Raw genomic sequence first — 14,536 nt, 5'->3', positions numbered from 1 at the left:
GGGTGCCAGCGGTGGGGATCGATCCCATGTCGTCGGGCGCGATCCGCCACAAAAAGTAGGGGAAGAAGAAACTCTTCCCCGAGATTTTGCGGGTAGGATACCACGACATTTCCGCAGGTCAGCGGGGTCGGTCACCAACTCTTCGAGTCAGCCGCCGAAGCCGAAGTACCGTGCGATCCGTCCGCGTTTCGGTGCCGGTTCGGCTTCCTCGGTCACGGGTGTGCTCGGACCGTTCTGATCGCGATAGGCCGACAGATCGGTTTCCGTCGGCTCATAGTCGGATGGGTGGATCACGAAGCCGGTCACCGGGATTCGACGCGGATCGAGATCTGGTTCGACGACGGGCGGGGTGAACCGGAATCCGAGCCACGCCCGATTGGATTCCTCGGCGAACTGCGAGGGATGGAAGGGCAGCGCCATCGGTTCGGCGGGCACACCTTCGGCGTAGCGCAGCGGAACCTCACCACCCCAGAACGGGCCCTCGAAGGTGAACGGCAGTCCCTCGTCCTCGTCGATGTTGACCGGGTCGGCGGCGAACGAGCGGCGCAGGCTCCCCGATTCCCATCGGGCGAACACGCCGAGGGAGTCGTCGGGGTTGGTCCACAGCAAGGTCGACACCGCGCTCGGGCGGATCGTGGCGATCGTGCGGGTGAGGGTGGACGGTCGTCGCGTCGCGAACAGGGAACACGACACCACGGCCAACGGTCCGTAGCAGCCGGCGTAGACGTGGGAGTCCTGCGCGCCGGCAGCAGTGACCAGGTCGGTGTCGATGGCAGGCACGAGGACGCTGTCGCCGAAGATCTGGGTCGCAAGCTCCTGCGCGTGTCCGACGTCGTTGGGAAGGCCCTGCTCGACGTGGGCCCTGAGCGCATCGACGGGTTGGTCGGTGTCGATGAACCAGAGCGTGACGGCGCGCGCGGCCACCGGTCAGCTGCTCCCGTTGCTGCGCACGCCGAGCAGTACGTCCTCCCACGCAGGCACCGCGGGTTTACGCGATTTGCGTCGACGCTGCTTGTGATCGGCCGGGCCGCTGTCGGCACCTGCCGGGATGGGGTCGACAGCAGACTCCTCGGTGGAGGAATCCTGCGCGGGCGTCGGGTCGCTGGGGGCCGCGTCGGGCTCGGAAACGTCCCCGGGCCCGACGCGGGGATCGGGGTCCGCGACCGTGAAGTCTGTGGTCGAATGCACGGTCGCCGAATGATCGTCGGATTGGTTCGACGGCGGAACCTGATGCGACTCGTCATCGATCGCGTCGAAATCGAAGGGGACCGTGCCGTGTGCGTCGGAGTCGGGGAGCCGACGTTCGAGTCGGGCGCGTTGGGCGCCGATCACGGAGTTGGCGTCGACCGTGACCGCCTCATGTCCATCGGCGGCGACGTCGACCGGCGGGGTCAGCTCGGGGGTCGCAACCGGAGTCAGGCGACGTCGCGGGGCAATCCATTCCGGGTGGCTGAGCTCGTCGGCGAGGTCGTCGAGAGGGTCGACGGTGCCGCCGTGGGAGCCCGGTTGGAAGCGCCAGTGCGCAGCGTTGTCCGAGCGTCCGACCTGCCAGGTCACCTGGACGACCCAGTATCCGTCCTCGCCCTTCCACGCGTCCCAGGCTGCGTCCTGCGGATTCTGGCCGTAGGCCATGAGCGCTTCGGTGACGGACTCGTCGAGGGTCGACAGTGACGGGCCGTCGTGTCTGATCGGGTGAGCGTGGCCGGCCAGTTCGGCGGCGCGGGTGCGCTCCAGGAGCACCGGATGGGCGAAGCGTTCGATCTTGTCGACCGGCGCCCCGGCGATGGCCGCGACTTCGGCGACCGTGGCTCCCGCCCGGATGCGTGCTTGGATTTCGCGGGGTCTCAGTGCACTTTCCATCTCGATCTCGATCTGTCCCAATCGTGAGATGTCGCCGCGGGCCGCGGCTCGCAGACGTTCGTCGGAGGCGACGCGGAACTTCTCACCGGACTCAGGATCCTGGCAGATCACATGCGCGCCATCGGTTTCTACCCCGACGACCCGGAGCTCACGCATCTGCTCCTCCTCCGCTGAGTGCTGCAATTCCATCGCCACACTAACCGTTGCTCTGATGAATCCACGGTTGACACGCGGCAAAACCGCAGTTCAGAACTACTGTGGCCATAGATACACGCGTGATCGATGTGGTCATTGGTGTCCACGGTACGCGCGAAGTCAACCCCGCTCACACGGGGCGGCGTCGGTCAGAGACGCTCGACGATGTAGTCGATGCACTGGGTCAGTTTGGTGACGTCCTCGGGATCGATGGCCGGGAACATGCCGATGCGCAGCTGGTTGCGGCCGAGCTTGCGGTACGGCTCGGTGTCGACAACCCCGTTGGCGCGCAACGTCTTCGCGACGGCCGCGGCGTCCACCTCGTCGTCGAAGTCGATGGTGCCGACCACCTGGCTGCGATTCGACGGCTCCGCGACGAACGGTGTCGCGAACTCGCTCGCCTGCGCCCAGTCGTAGAGCCGCGAAGAGGAGTCAGCGGTGCGCGACACACACCAGTCGAGTCCGCCGTTGCCGTTCATCCACTCGATCTGATTCGCGAACAGCAGCAGCGATCCGACGGCAGGCGTGTTGTAGGTCTGGTTCTTGCTGCTGTTGTCGACCGCGGTCGGCAGCGACAGGAACTCCGGGCACCAGCGGTCGGTCTCCGCGATGCGTGCGACCCGCTCGAGGGCGGCCGGGCTCATCAGTGCAACCCAGAGTCCGCCGTCGGAGGCGAAGCACTTCTGCGGCGCGAAGTAGTAGACGTCGGCGTCGGCGATGTTCACCGGAAGACCGCCCGCACCCGAGGTCGCGTCGATCGCGATGAGCGCGTCGTCGGACTCGGCGGGGCGGACCACCGGCACGGCCACGCCGGTCGACGTCTCGTTGTGTGCCCAGCCGATCAGGTCGACGCCGCCGAAGTCATCGGCGGTCAGCGCGGCCGGATCGGGGGCGGTGCCGGGCTCGGTGGAGATGACCGCAGGCGAATCGAGGAACGGTGCCTTCTTGGCGACCGTCGCGAACTTCGATGAGAACTCGCCGTAGGTGAGGTGCAGCGACCGACGCTTGATCAGGCCGAACGCCGCGGCATCCCAGAACGCGGTGGTGCCGCCGTTGGACAGCACCACCTCGTAGCCGTCGGGCAGCGAGAACAGGTCGGCGAGACCGGCGCGAATGGAGCCGACGACGTTCTTCACCGGCGCCTGACGATGGCTGGTGCCGAACACCGATGCACCGGTGTCGACCAGCGACTGCAGCTGTTCGGGACGCACCTTCGACGGCCCGCAACCGAAGCGACCGTCGGCAGGCAACAGATCGGCGGGCAGGGTGATGGGTGCGGTGGCGGTATCGCTCATGCTCGCAATTCTAGGGTTGTGACCGCGACCACTATGGTGCGGCCCTGGTCGCCGCGTCGATCCCGGCCCGCCAACCGGGCGCGCGGCAACCGTCGGGCAATCCCGCGTCCTCGGTGTCGACGCCGCTCGCCGTCAACAGCCAGGCCAGGACAGCGTTCGAGTTCCACATCTCCGACGTCCCGGGTGCACGTCGGCCCCAGACGTGCGCAGGAACCGACGCGGTGAGTTCGACGACGCTCCGTGCAACGGTCTCGTCGTCGGGGACGGAGTGGCTTGCGATCGCGTACGCGAGGTCGGGGATCGGGCCGTCGCGCCAGCACCGGATCTCGTACCGGAACAACCTCGACCTTCCCAGGATGCGCAGGCCGACGGGGCCGGTCACCGTCACACCGCGATCGGCAGCGGGTACACCCCAGGCGGGCCTGTTCGACGACGTATCGCCGATGTCGACAGCCGACGCGACTCGTCAGTATCCGAAGCCGCCCGGTGGTATCCCGTGGGTCGGGTCCTTGGGGGCGTTCGCCATGAAGCCGCGTTGGGCCTGGCGGTAGTGGGCACGCCACTCGGGGAAGGCCATGAATCGGTGGCCTGCGCTGCGGCGATAGCTGCGGTACTGGATGTGAACGGTCCGGAACGTCCCCAACGACGCGAGTGCGAGCCGCCGGGCTTCGCCCACTGCCGCCGATTGTTCGTCCGCAGACAGTTCCGGTCCCTCGTCGGTGAAGATCGTCGTGATCGACCGCATGGCGCTCCCTGTCTGCTGCCTGCGAGTTTAGGCGGTCTCGGGCACGGTCGCCCGGATCGTCATGCGCCGGGATGACGTTGGCCGACATCTCACCCTTGACCGGGACTGAACGCGCGTTTAACGTATTAAACGTGCGTTCAACCACGGCCGACGACCGAACGACGCGTGCACGGATACGTGACGCGGCGATCGAGGTGTTTGCCCGTGACGGCTTCGACGCGACGGTGCGCACGATCGCCGACGCCGCGTCGGTCAGTCCGGGGCTGGTGATCCACCACTTCGGCAGCAAGGACAATCTCCGCGCCGAGTGCGACTCGTATGTCCTGACCCGCACCCGCGACGACAACCGGCGGAGCCTCGAGAAGGACGCAGGTGCATCGCCGTTCGGGGCGTTGTTGGCCCAGATGGACACCGTCGAAGACAGTGGCCCGCGCATCATCTACATCGTGCGGAGCCTCCAGTCCGGTGGTGCGATGGCGCGCGAGCTTCTCGACCACCTCGCCACCGACGGCGAGGCGACCTTACGGGCGGGCGTGGCCGCGGGCACCGTCAAACCCGCGATCGACGAGGCCGCCCGCGCCCGCTACCTGCTCGCGCAGTCGATGGGGGCGCTCCTCGTCGACGTCGTGATGTATCCGCCCGACGACTGGTCGGATGCCGGAGCCATCCTGCGGTCCTACGTCGATCGGGTGGTGGTCCCCGCCACCGAACTGGCGGTCCACGGCGTGATGGCCGACGAGAGTTTGCTCGATGCGGTGCTCGCGCACCGGACCGGCGCCAACCGAGAGGACGAAGGTCAATGAACACTCCGGTGATCGAGGTTGCGGGACTTCGCAAGCGGTTCGGGAGATTTCACGCTCTCGACGGCCTGGATCTCACCGTCGAACCCGGGGAGGTCGCGGGATTCCTCGGCCCCAACGGTTCGGGGAAGTCGACGACGATCCGGATTCTGCTGGGCATGTACCGCCACGACGGCGGTACCGCAAAGGTATTCGGACGGCATCCGCTGACCGATGCGGTGGCGATCCATCGGCGCCTCGCCTATGTGCCGGGCGATGTCAATCTGTGGCCGCAACTCACCGGCGGCGAATGTATCGATCTTCTGCTCTCCTTGCGCGAGGTTCGCTCCCAATCTGCCACTCGCAAAGCCGAACTCATCGAACGATTCGAACTCGACCCCACCAAGAAGGCGTCGACGTTGTCGAAGGGTAACCGGCAGAAGGTCGCGCTCGTCGCCGCGCTGTGTTCGGACAGTGAACTGCTGATCCTCGACGAACCGACCTCCGGACTCGACCCGCTGATGACACGTGAGTTCACGCAGTGTGTACGGGAGAGGGCCGCAACGGGATCCGCGGTTCTGATGTCGAGCCACATCCTCGCCGAGGTCGAGGAACTGTGCGAAACGGTGACCATCATCCGGGCCGGCAAGACGGTGCGGTCGGGCACGCTGACCGAGCTGCGGCATCTTCGGCGGTCGCGCGTCACGGTCACCCTCCGCGACGATCCGGCGGGCCTCGAACGTCTTGCCGCCGTCCACGATCTGGTCATCGACGGCCACCAGGCGACGTTCACCGTCGACGAATCCGGTCTTGCCGAGGTCACGCGTGCGCTGGCCAATCAAGGTGTGACAGCGCTCGCGGTCGAACCGCCCAGTCTGGAAGAGCTTTTCCTGCAAGCATATTCGGAGGCGTGATGACTGCACCTGCCGAATTGTTGATCTCCCGGGACGCGTTCGCCAACACGGGGAAACTGCTGCGGCTCATGCTGCGTCGCGAGCGCTGGACGATGCTGATCACGTTCGTGGTGTTCGTGGCGCTGAACGTGTCGACGGCAGCATCGATCGCCAGTGGGTATTCGACGACCCAGGAAAGGCTCGGAGCGCAAGCGGGTCTCGGCGGCAATGCCGCGTTCCGGTTCCTGCTCGGACCGCTGGACCACATCGATTCCACCGCGTCGATGACCGTGTGGCGGGCCGGCCTGTTCATGATCGCCGCGCTCGGTGTCTGTGTGGTGCTTCTGGTGGTTCGCCAGACCCGCAAGGAGGAGGAACTCGGGCGAACCGAACTGTTGCGGGCGTCGGTCACCGGGCCGCTGGCGCCCGTGGTCGCGGCGGCCGTCACCGCTCTGCTGTTCTCGGTGGTCGTGGCATTGGGTATGTCGCTCATGCTGTTTCCGCTCGGTGCGGGCCCGATGGATGTGGTCGCGGTGTTTGCCCAGTATGCGACGACGGGTCTGGCTGCGGCCGGGGCTGCGCTCGTCACGGCGCAGGTGGCGAAGACCTCGCACATCGCGAACTTGGCGGCCGCGTCGGTGGTGTTGGTGGGCTATCTCTTGCGCGGGGTCGCGGACGCGATCGACGGCTGGGATTGGCTGCGGTGGGTCACTCCGCTGGGCTGGGCGCAGTTGATCGACCCGTTCGGCGCCAACAACCTGTGGTTCGCGCTCGCGTCGATGGCGGTGTTCGTCTTCGGCCTGGCGTTGGCGTGCGGCGTGGTGATGCGGCGCGATATCGGCGCTGGACTCATCGCCCCGCGGCCAGGGCCGGCGTCGTCGGACCGACTGCGGTCGGTGCTGTCGATCCACGGGTGGCTGACGGTGCCGTTGCTCGCGTCATGGGCTGGTGGGGTGGCGGCATACGGGCTCATCGTCGGGTTCATGCAGCCCTCCGTCGAGCAATTGGCGTCGGGCAATTCACCTTTCGAGGATGTCGTGCGATCCTCCGAGCTCGGCGCAGACCTGAGCACACTGTTCGGGATGACGATGATGGGGTTCTTCGCGGTCGCCGCGAGTGCGTGGGCGGTGAATGTTGCCACCCGTATGCGTGCGGAAGAGGAGTCGTCGAGAACCGAGCTGATCCTGTCCAGTCCGACGTCGCGCACCCGCCAGCACCTCGCCTATGTCACGATCGCGGCGGGCGGTGTGGTGGTGATCCTGCTGTTGGCGGTCGCGGCGATGACGGTCGGGAATGCGATCGCGGGCGGCAATTGGTCGTCGGCCGGCTCCGATGCCCTGCGCGCCGGCGCGGCCCAGATTCCGGCATCGCTCGTCATGGCCTCTGTTGCTCTGGCGCTGTACGGTTTTCGATCGTCACTCGTGCCGGCCGGGTGGATTCTGGTGATCGCCGCACTGTTCTTGGGTCCGTTGTCGGGGATGTTCGGTCTCCCGCAGTGGGCCGAAGACCTCTCGCCGTTCACGCACACACCGCAGGTCCCGGTCGCGCGGATGCAGTGGACCCCGATCGTCGTGATGCTGTGTGTCGCCGCAGTGGTGACGGTCGCGGGATGGGCTGCCTTCCGCCGTCGCGACGTCGGCTGACCGTGACTTCGAATCGGTAGCATCAGTGCGCGTCTCGAGCTCACTATTGCTACGAATCCGAATTCAGGTTGTCAGAGACCGGGTTTCACCACATCGCCCCAGCCTTCGACGTCCTCCGGGCGTCGCGGTGCGGGGCCGGTGTAGATCGCGGCGGGTCGTACCAGCTTGCCGAGACGCTTCTGCTCGAGGATGTGCGCACACCAGCCGGCGGTGCGGCCACACGTGAACATGGCGGGCATCATGTGCGTGGGGACCTCGGCGAAGTCCAGGATCACCGCGGCCCAGAACTCGACGTTGGTCTCGATCGCGCGGTCGGGACGACGCTCACGCAATTCGGTGAGGGCGGCCTGCTCCAACGCGGCCGCCACCTCGTAGCGTGGAACGCCGAGATCCTTTGCGGTGCGACGCAATACGCGTGCACGCGGGTCCTCGGCCCGGTATACCCGGTGGCCGAAGCCCATCAGCTTCTCCTTGCGGTCGAGGATGCCCTTGACCAATGCGCGCGCGTCGCCGGTCTCCTCGACCTCCTCGATCATCGGTAGTACTCGCGCCGGAGCCCCACCGTGCAGCGGTCCCGACATCGCGCCGATCGCGCCCGACAACGATGCCGCGACGTCGGCGCCGGTCGACGCGATCACCCGCGCGGTGAATGTCGACGCGTTGAGTCCGTGTTCGGCGGCGCTCACCCAGTAGGCGTCGATCGCCGCGATGTGACGCGGGTCCGGGTCGCCCTTCCATCGGGTCATGAATCGCGCGGTGACGGTGTCGCATTCGTCGATGACGTGTTGCGGTACCGCTGGCTGATGGATGCCGCGCGCCGACTGCGCGACGTACGACAGCGCCATCACCGACGCCCGGGCGAGATTCTCGCGCGCGGTGGCGTCGTCGATGTCGAGAAGTGGTTCGTAACCCCAGATCGGGGCGAGCATCGCCAGTGCGGCTTGTACGTCTACGCGCACGTCGCCGGTGTGGATGGGCAGCGGGAACGGTTCGGCGGGCGGCAATCCGTCCCCGAACTTCCCGTCGACGAGCAGCGCCCACACGTCGGCGAAGGTGACCTTGTTCTCGACGAGGTCTTCGATGTCGACGCCGCGGTAGCGGAGATTGCCGCCATCCTTGTCGGGTTCGGCGATGTCGGTGGTGAACGCCACCACGCCTTCCAGACCGGGGACGAAGTCGTCGGGAACCGTGTTGGACATGCTGATCTACCCCTCGTCGACACGCCATCGTGTGCTGAGTTGATACGAACTAACTGAACTGTAGGACAGTCCGCCCCCGTCGGCATACCGGGGAGTAGCCTTTCCAAGGGTGGCGGACCAACCGATAGACCTTCCGAACATGCGCGTCGGGTATGGCGGCGGTATTCCGCCGAATATCGGCGAAGGGGACCGCGCCGCCGGTGCCGACGGCATCCGCGAGAATCTGGACCCGAGTTGGCTACGTGGTGATCCGCCCTGGCTCGAGCTGTTCACGGTGTGGCTGCGCGAAGCAGTCGACGCGCGCATCGCCGAACCGAATGCCATGGTGCTGGGCACCACCGACGCCGAGGGTCATCCCGCCACCCGCACCGTCCTGTGCAAGGGGGTCGACGCGAGTGGCATCGTCTTCTTCACCGGCTACGACTCCGACAAGGGCCGTGACCTCGCCGCCCATCCGTTCGCGTCGGTGACGTTTCCGTGGATCGCCCTCGAGCGTCAGGTGCATTTCCGTGGACCCGTCGAGCACGTGAGCATGGAGGAAACCGAGGCCTACTGGTTCAACCGGCCGCGCGGCTCGCAACTGTCGGCCCTGGCCTCCGACCAGTCCCGGCCCATCGGCACCCGCCCCGACCTCGAGGCGAAGGCCGCTGCCGTGGCCGAGCAGTTCGGTGGGTTCGACGGCGACGCAGACGTTCCGGTGCCACCCACCTGGGGTGGGTTCCGGCTGATTCCGACCGTCGTCGAGTTCTGGCAGGGCCGGGCGAATCGCCTGCACAACCGGGTACGACTCACGCACTCCGACGACGGCTGGCATGCGGCCCGGCTTCAGCCCTGACTCGTTGGGTCCGGTGACCGTCCATTGACCTGCGGGAATCTGTACGAGCCGGCCCGGCCGAGTGCACAGTGCAGTTCGTCGGACTGGGGAGTACAGCTTTCCAACCGTTACCTCGCCTAAGCTTCTCTGGTGCGACGTCTTCTCGCCGACACCACCCCGCTGCAGAATCCGTACTTCCGGCGGTTGTGGACGGCCAACATCATCACGGTCATCGGGGCACAGCTGACCATCGTCGCGGTGCCCGCACAGATCTACGTCATGACGGGGAGTTCGGCCTACGTCGGCCTGACGGGCGTGTTCGGTCTGGTGCCGTTGGTTGTCTTCGGGTTGTGGGGAGGCGCGCTCGCCGACGTCTTCGACCGTCGGACGCTGCTCGTCATCACCACGTCCGGCCTGATCGTCTGTAGTGCTCTCTTCTGGGCACAGTCGGCCATGGGTGTCCGGAATGTCTGGATCATCCTGGTGCTCTTCGCAATTCAGCAGGCATTCTTCGCCATCAACCAGCCGACGCGGACGGCCGTGCTCCCGCGGCTGCTCGACGATCGTGAGCTCCCGGCGGCGCTGTCGCTCAACATGACGGTGATGCAGGCGGGCGCGATCGCCGGGCCGCTGGTCGGCGGAGCCATGATCCCTGTGCTCGGCTATTCGCTGCTCTACTTCCTCGACACGATCTTCCTGATCCCGACGCTGTGGGCCGTCATCCGGCTGCCGTCGTTGCGACCCGAGAGCGACGACGCGCCCAAGGTGCCCGGCCTGCGGTCGGTGATCGATGGGCTGCGCTACCTGGGCGGCCACAAGATCCTGCTCGCGTCGTTCCTGGTGGATCTCATCGCGATGATCTTCGGCATGCCGCGGGCCTTGTTCCCGCAGATGGCGCACGAGAATTTCGGTGGTCCAACGGAGGGCGGCTGGGCGTTTGCGCTGCTGTTCACTGCCATATCGGCGGGCGCGGTGGTCGGCGGAATCTTCTCCGGCTGGGTCACACGGGTCAAGCGGCAGGGGCTCGCGGTGATCGTCTGCATCATCATCTGGGGTCTGGCGATCACCGGGACGGGCATCGCCGTCGGCCTCGCCGGAGGGACGGCCATCCCGATGCTTCCGATCACGCTTGTCCTGCTGATGATCGGCGGTGCCGCCGACATGGCGTCGGCCGCGTTCCGCCAGTCGATCCTGCTCGCCGCCGCCACCGACGAGGTGCGGGGTCGTCTGCAGGGCGTCTTCATCGTGGTTGTCGCGGGTGGACCGCGGATCGCGGACGTGTTACATGGTGCGGCGGCCGCGTCCTTCGGCGTCGCGGTGACGACAACGTTCGGCGGCATTGGCGTGGTGGTGCTGACCATCGTTGCGGCGCTGCTGATTCCGGCCTTCGTGCGCTACCGCGTCGGGCAGCCGAAGGGACGCGACGCCACACCGCCCACGGCCTGATCAGCGCGTTTGCCGATTCGATGTCACCATGGATGCCATGACCGCCGCCACCACCGGTTTTCGTGTGCCCATCGTCGACATCAGCGCGTACACCGCCAACGGGACTCCGGCCGACCGTGCGGTGGTGGCCGCCCAGATCGACGACGCAGCCAGTTCCGTTGGCTTCATCCAGATCGTCGGTCACGAGATCCCGTCCGCGGTGATCGACGAGTTCACCGCGGTGATGGACGACTTCTTCGCCCTGCCGCTCGAGGCCAAGAAGGCCTATCGCACTGCGCCGGAGATCAACCGCGGGTATGCGCCGCCGAAATCGGAGTCGCTGTCGCTGAGTCTCGGCCTCGAGTCGGCGGCCGGGATGAACGATTTCTTCGAGGCGTTCAATGTCGGCGTCGAGGCGGGCGAGTATCCCGAGCTGGAACTCCCCGCCGATCAGTACGCCGACAACACCTGGCCGCAGGTCGACCACTTCCAGGCCGCGGTGTCGACCTATTTCTCCGAGGCCCGACGCGTGGCGCACACCCTGACGCGGATCTTCGCCGACGCCCTCGACCTCCCGCCGGACTTCTTCGACGGCTACACCGACCATTCGCTCGATGTCCTGCGCATGAACAACTACGCGCTCGAGCCGGGTGAGGTAACGCTGGATGGTGAACTGACCGGGATGGGCGAGCACACGGACTACGGCATCGTCACCGTGCTGTGGGCCGATCAGGTCCGCGGCCTGCAGGTGCTCGACCCTAACGGACAGTGGCAGGACGTCACACCCACCGAGGGAGCGCTGCTGATCAATCTCGGCGACCTGATGGCGCGCTGGACCAACGAACGCTGGATGTCGACGCTGCATCGGGTCAAACCACCCATCGTCGACGGCACCATCCAGCGTCGACGTTCGGCGGCCTACTTCCACGACGGCAACATCGACGCGACGATCTCCACCTTGCCGTCCTGCGTCGGCGCGGGCAGCCGCTACTCGCCGATCACCGTCGGCGAGCACATCGGCGCCAAGTTGGCGGGTTCGCGTGCGGGACAATCGAATCCATACGCCAAGCGGGAGGCTGCCCGAGTCCAGCGCGCGATGCAGCGCGGTCTCGGCCAGCAGTAGATCAGCTGACGTGCCCCGGATAGGTGGCACGACGCGCAGCGTGCACGGGGCAGTAGTGCATGGGATTGTCGCGTTCGGATTCCGGTGGCAGATTCCGCGTCGGTGATTCGACCAGCGGGGCGTCGGCGGCGACGCGACCATTCACCCGGTCCCAGGCGTCGCGGGCGCGGGGATGCAGCCGATAGCGACGCGGCGTTGCGGCCATGACGAACGCGACCAGCTTGCCGAACCGGACGAACCACCGCTGGTCGCGCTCCGACCAACTCAAGCCCATCATCTCGCGCACCGGCTCGTCGTAGAGGCCGGTGGTGATCCAGCCGAAGAAGCGTTGCGGCCCCACCGAGATGCGCCGCCACATCGGTGCAGGCACCCACGACATGAACGGCCGCGGTGGCAAGGTGGAGATGTCCAGAACGGTCCGCACGGCGGCATGGTCACGAAGAACGTTGCGGCACATGTGGTCCCAGTACTCGAGGAACTCCGTAGGTGTCCGGGCAGGGCCGCATCGATACCCCGTACATCGCATACCAGGTCTGCGATTCGGAGAACAGCTGTCGCTTCTGTTCTTCGGTGATGCGCGGACCGAAGATCTCGGCACTGCGGACCGCCCCGTACCAAAACGTGGCGTGTGCCCAATAGAAGACGTCGGGATCGAGCGCGTGATAACGAGACCCGTCCTCCGTCACACCCTTGACGGTGCGGTGATAGTCGCGAACCTCGTGACCGGTGTCGGTGGTGCCGTCGAACACGGTGCCCATGATCGGGTACAGGGAGCGCATCAGGCGCTGCCATCGTTCGCCGAAGAAATCCGAGTGATCCCACACGGCCGCACCGAGTTTCGGGTGCATGTTCTGCATCGAGCCAGACCACAGTCCCGACACCATGCCACGCCAGTCGCCAAAGAAGTGCCACGTGGCCGAATCCGGTCCGAGCGGTGTGTACGAATCAGCCGACCGTTGCTCGACGTCGGCCGACATCAACGGGTTTCGCTGACATGGCCCGGGTAGGTGGCTCGCCGGGCGGCGCCGACCGGGCAGTAATGCATCGGATTGTCGCGTTCGTTCTCCGGCGGCAGGTTGCGCGCCGGTGTCTGCACCAGCGGAGCGTCCTTGGCGACGCGGCCGCTGACCCGATCCCAGGCGTCACGCGGACGAGGATGGCGCAGATAGCGTTTCGGGGTCAGGCGGTGCATCACGAGGTTGACGACCTTGCCCAGCAGCCGGAAACGTCGCTCGTCGCGCTCGGTCCACGGCAGGTTCATCATCTCGCGGATCGACTCGTCGTAGAAGCCGGTGGTCAGCCAGGTGAAGAACCGCTGATTGGTGGGCACCATGAACTTGTGCCAGATGCCGTCGGGGATGAACGACAGGAACGGCGGCGGCGGGAGCACGGAGATGTCGAGGACCACCCGAACCGACTCGTGGTCGCGAAGAACGTTGCGGCACATGTGGTCCCAGTACTCGAGGAAGTCCTCGTAGGTTTCCGGGACCGGGCGCATGGACACGCCGTACTGGGCGTACCAGGCCTTGGACTCCTCGAACAGTTGCCGCTTCTGGTCCTCGGTGAGCCACGGACCGAACCGCTCGCAGAGGCGGACGTTGCCGTACCAGAAGGTTGCATGTGCCCAGTAGAAGACGTCGGGATCGAGAGCGTGGTAGCGCGAGCCGTCGGGCATCGTGCCCTTGATCTCGCGATGGTAGTCACGCACCTCGTGCCCGGTCTCCGCGCCGGCCACGCTGTCGAAGACGACGCCGCTGATGGGATACAGCGACCGCATCAGGCGCTGCCAGCGTTCGCCGAAAAAGTCCGAGTGGTCCCAGACGGCGGCGCCGAGCTTGGGGTGCATGTTCTGCATCGAACCGGCCCACAGTCCCTGGAACATGCCGGTCCAGGTGCCCCAGATCTGCCAGGTGAGGGAGTCGGGACCCAAGGGCGGGTACTCGCTGGTGTTCTTGGCGCCGGTGGTGGCGATCGTGTCGGCACCAATCGAGCCCTCGTCGTCCATGTGGTGCATCGGGCAGGTGGCCGCGGAGTCGTTGAGAAGCTCGGTCATGAGACGAAAGTTTATGTTCGTCTCAATCAGGTGTCAACGAGCCGGGTCAGCGTCGTCGGAACCGGATCGTCGAACCAGGGACCAGCTGCGCCGCGAGATCGATCGACGCGGCGTCGAGGACCGCGATCACCGGATAGCCGCCGGTCACCGGGTGATCGGCGAGGAAGATGACCGGCCGCCCGTTGGGCGGGACCTGGACCGATCCGTGCACGATGCCCTCGGATCGCAGTTCCTCGGCGTCCGGACGATGTGTGATCAACGGCTCGTCGGAGTTCTGAATTCGGCCGAGCCGGACGCCCACGCGGTTACTCTCCGCTCCCACTTCCCAGCGCCCCGTGAACAGCGCGGCGGGTTCTGCGACGTGGCTGGTGCGCGGACCGGGGGAGCAGATGAGTACTGGCACCGCTGCGTGTGTGGAGTCCCGCGGCGCCGACGACACCTCCGGCCACTCGCCGGCGTCCGTGCCGACCGGCAGCCGGTCGCCGGCGGCCAGCGCGTCGGGACCCAAACCC

General features: G+C 66.5%; 13 protein-coding genes and 2 pseudogenes. 6 read left to right on the top strand and 9 right to left on the bottom strand.

What is annotated here, in order from left to right:
- Window positions 1-147: 147 nt before the first annotated feature.
- From ABZW74_RS22055 to ABZW74_RS22035, 5 genes are all read right to left on the bottom strand, one after another.
- A complete protein-coding gene (locus ABZW74_RS22055) occupies window positions 148-924 on the bottom strand; it encodes a hypothetical protein (protein ID WP_240857674.1) in 777 nt (258 codons plus the stop codon).
- A gap of 3 nt (window positions 925-927) precedes the next feature.
- A complete protein-coding gene (gene sepH / locus ABZW74_RS22050) occupies window positions 928-2,016 on the bottom strand; it encodes a septation protein SepH (RefSeq protein WP_355279365.1) in 1,089 nt (362 codons plus the stop codon).
- Window positions 2,017-2,204: 188 nt separating this feature from the next.
- Entirely contained in the window at window positions 2,205-3,350 is a 1,146-nt protein-coding gene (gene serC / locus ABZW74_RS22045) for a phosphoserine transaminase (RefSeq protein WP_240857672.1), read from the bottom strand.
- 31 nt (window positions 3,351-3,381) lie between these two features.
- Window positions 3,382-3,732 (bottom strand): hypothetical protein, encoded by a 351-nt coding sequence (locus tag ABZW74_RS22040; RefSeq protein WP_355279363.1) that lies wholly within the window; start codon window positions 3,730-3,732, stop codon window positions 3,382-3,384.
- Window positions 3,733-3,816: 84 nt separating this feature from the next.
- Window positions 3,817-4,095: a hypothetical protein gene (locus ABZW74_RS22035; RefSeq protein WP_355279361.1), complete on the bottom strand. Its 279-nt coding sequence runs from the start codon at window positions 4,093-4,095 to the stop codon at window positions 3,817-3,819.
- A gap of 131 nt (window positions 4,096-4,226) precedes the next feature.
- On the opposite strand from ABZW74_RS22035, the gene ABZW74_RS22030 reads away from it, so the two are divergent.
- Genes ABZW74_RS22030 through ABZW74_RS22020 form a run of 3 tightly spaced genes read left to right on the top strand, consistent with a single transcriptional unit; the run spans window position 4,227 to window position 7,410 of the window.
- Window positions 4,227-4,898: a TetR family transcriptional regulator gene (locus ABZW74_RS22030; RefSeq protein ID WP_240857670.1), complete on the top strand. Its 672-nt coding sequence runs from the start codon at window positions 4,227-4,229 to the stop codon at window positions 4,896-4,898.
- Complete coding sequence (locus ABZW74_RS22025; protein ID WP_240857669.1) at window positions 4,895-5,788, top strand: ABC transporter ATP-binding protein; 894 nt, start codon at window positions 4,895-4,897, stop codon at window positions 5,786-5,788. The genes ABZW74_RS22030 and ABZW74_RS22025 overlap by 4 nt, the downstream gene beginning before the upstream one ends.
- On the top strand, window positions 5,788-7,410 hold the full coding sequence (locus ABZW74_RS22020; protein WP_355279358.1) for an ABC transporter permease: 1,623 nt from the start codon (window positions 5,788-5,790) through the stop codon (window positions 7,408-7,410). Before ABZW74_RS22025 ends, ABZW74_RS22020 begins: the two co-directional genes overlap by 1 nt.
- A 71-nt stretch (window positions 7,411-7,481) precedes the next feature.
- Here ABZW74_RS22020 and ABZW74_RS22015 read toward each other — a convergent pair whose 3' ends face one another.
- Window positions 7,482-8,609 (bottom strand): citrate synthase 2, encoded by a 1,128-nt coding sequence (locus tag ABZW74_RS22015; RefSeq protein ID WP_240857666.1) that lies wholly within the window; start codon window positions 8,607-8,609, stop codon window positions 7,482-7,484.
- Window positions 8,610-8,718: 109 nt separating this feature from the next.
- On the opposite strand from ABZW74_RS22015, the gene pdxH reads away from it, so the two are divergent.
- The 3 genes from pdxH to ABZW74_RS22000 all read left to right on the top strand — a co-directional run bounded on the left by pdxH (window position 8,719) and on the right by ABZW74_RS22000 (window position 11,971).
- The gene (gene pdxH, locus ABZW74_RS22010; protein WP_355279355.1) at window positions 8,719-9,444 is read left to right on the top strand and encodes a pyridoxamine 5'-phosphate oxidase; all 726 of its coding nucleotides are present in this window, start codon (window positions 8,719-8,721) and stop codon (window positions 9,442-9,444) included.
- A 129-nt stretch (window positions 9,445-9,573) separates the two neighbouring features.
- Complete coding sequence (locus ABZW74_RS22005) at window positions 9,574-10,869, top strand: MFS transporter (RefSeq protein ID WP_355279353.1); 1,296 nt, start codon at window positions 9,574-9,576, stop codon at window positions 10,867-10,869.
- 28 nt (window positions 10,870-10,897) lie between these two features.
- The gene (locus ABZW74_RS22000; RefSeq protein WP_355279350.1) at window positions 10,898-11,971 is read left to right on the top strand and encodes a 2-oxoglutarate and iron-dependent oxygenase domain-containing protein; all 1,074 of its coding nucleotides are present in this window, start codon (window positions 10,898-10,900) and stop codon (window positions 11,969-11,971) included.
- A gap of 1 nt (window position 11,972) precedes the next feature.
- Here ABZW74_RS22000 and ABZW74_RS21995 read toward each other — a convergent pair.
- The 3 genes and pseudogenes from ABZW74_RS21995 to ABZW74_RS21985 all read right to left on the bottom strand — a co-directional run.
- Window positions 11,973-12,948: pseudogene (locus ABZW74_RS21995) on the bottom strand (oxygenase MpaB family protein).
- Complete coding sequence (locus ABZW74_RS21990; RefSeq protein WP_240857662.1) at window positions 12,948-14,024, bottom strand: oxygenase MpaB family protein; 1,077 nt, start codon at window positions 14,022-14,024, stop codon at window positions 12,948-12,950. Before ABZW74_RS21990 ends, ABZW74_RS21995 begins: the two are co-directional and overlap by 1 nt.
- Before the next feature lie 46 nt (window positions 14,025-14,070).
- Window positions 14,071-14,536: pseudogene (locus tag ABZW74_RS21985) on the bottom strand (allophanate hydrolase subunit 2 family protein); the annotation flags it as partial.

The sequence above is a fragment of the Gordonia sp. NPDC003585 genome, from assembly GCF_040610755.1.
Taxonomy (GTDB): Bacteria; Actinomycetota; Actinomycetes; order Mycobacteriales; family Mycobacteriaceae; genus Gordonia.
Note: the sequence above shows the minus strand (reverse complement) of the source record. Positions and strands in the feature narration are given on the sequence as shown.

Coding starts and splice junctions, on each gene's coding strand:
- sepH (WP_355279365.1), bottom strand. CDS start 2,016: ATGCGTGAGCTCCGGGTCGTCGGGGTAGAAACCGATGGCGCGCATGTG.
- serC (WP_240857672.1), bottom strand. CDS start 3,350: ATGAGCGATACCGCCACCGCACCCATCACCCTGCCCGCCGATCTGTTG.
- ABZW74_RS22035 (WP_355279361.1), bottom strand. CDS start 4,095: ATGCGGTCGATCACGACGATCTTCACCGACGAGGGACCGGAACTGTCT.
- ABZW74_RS22025 (WP_240857669.1), top strand. CDS start 4,895: ATGAACACTCCGGTGATCGAGGTTGCGGGACTTCGCAAGCGGTTCGGG.
- ABZW74_RS22020 (WP_355279358.1), top strand. CDS start 5,788: ATGACTGCACCTGCCGAATTGTTGATCTCCCGGGACGCGTTCGCCAAC.
- ABZW74_RS22015 (WP_240857666.1), bottom strand. CDS start 8,609: ATGTCCAACACGGTTCCCGACGACTTCGTCCCCGGTCTGGAAGGCGTG.
- ABZW74_RS22000 (WP_355279350.1), top strand. CDS start 10,898: ATGGATGCCATGACCGCCGCCACCACCGGTTTTCGTGTGCCCATCGTC.
- ABZW74_RS21990 (WP_240857662.1), bottom strand. CDS start 14,024: ATGACCGAGCTTCTCAACGACTCCGCGGCCACCTGCCCGATGCACCAC.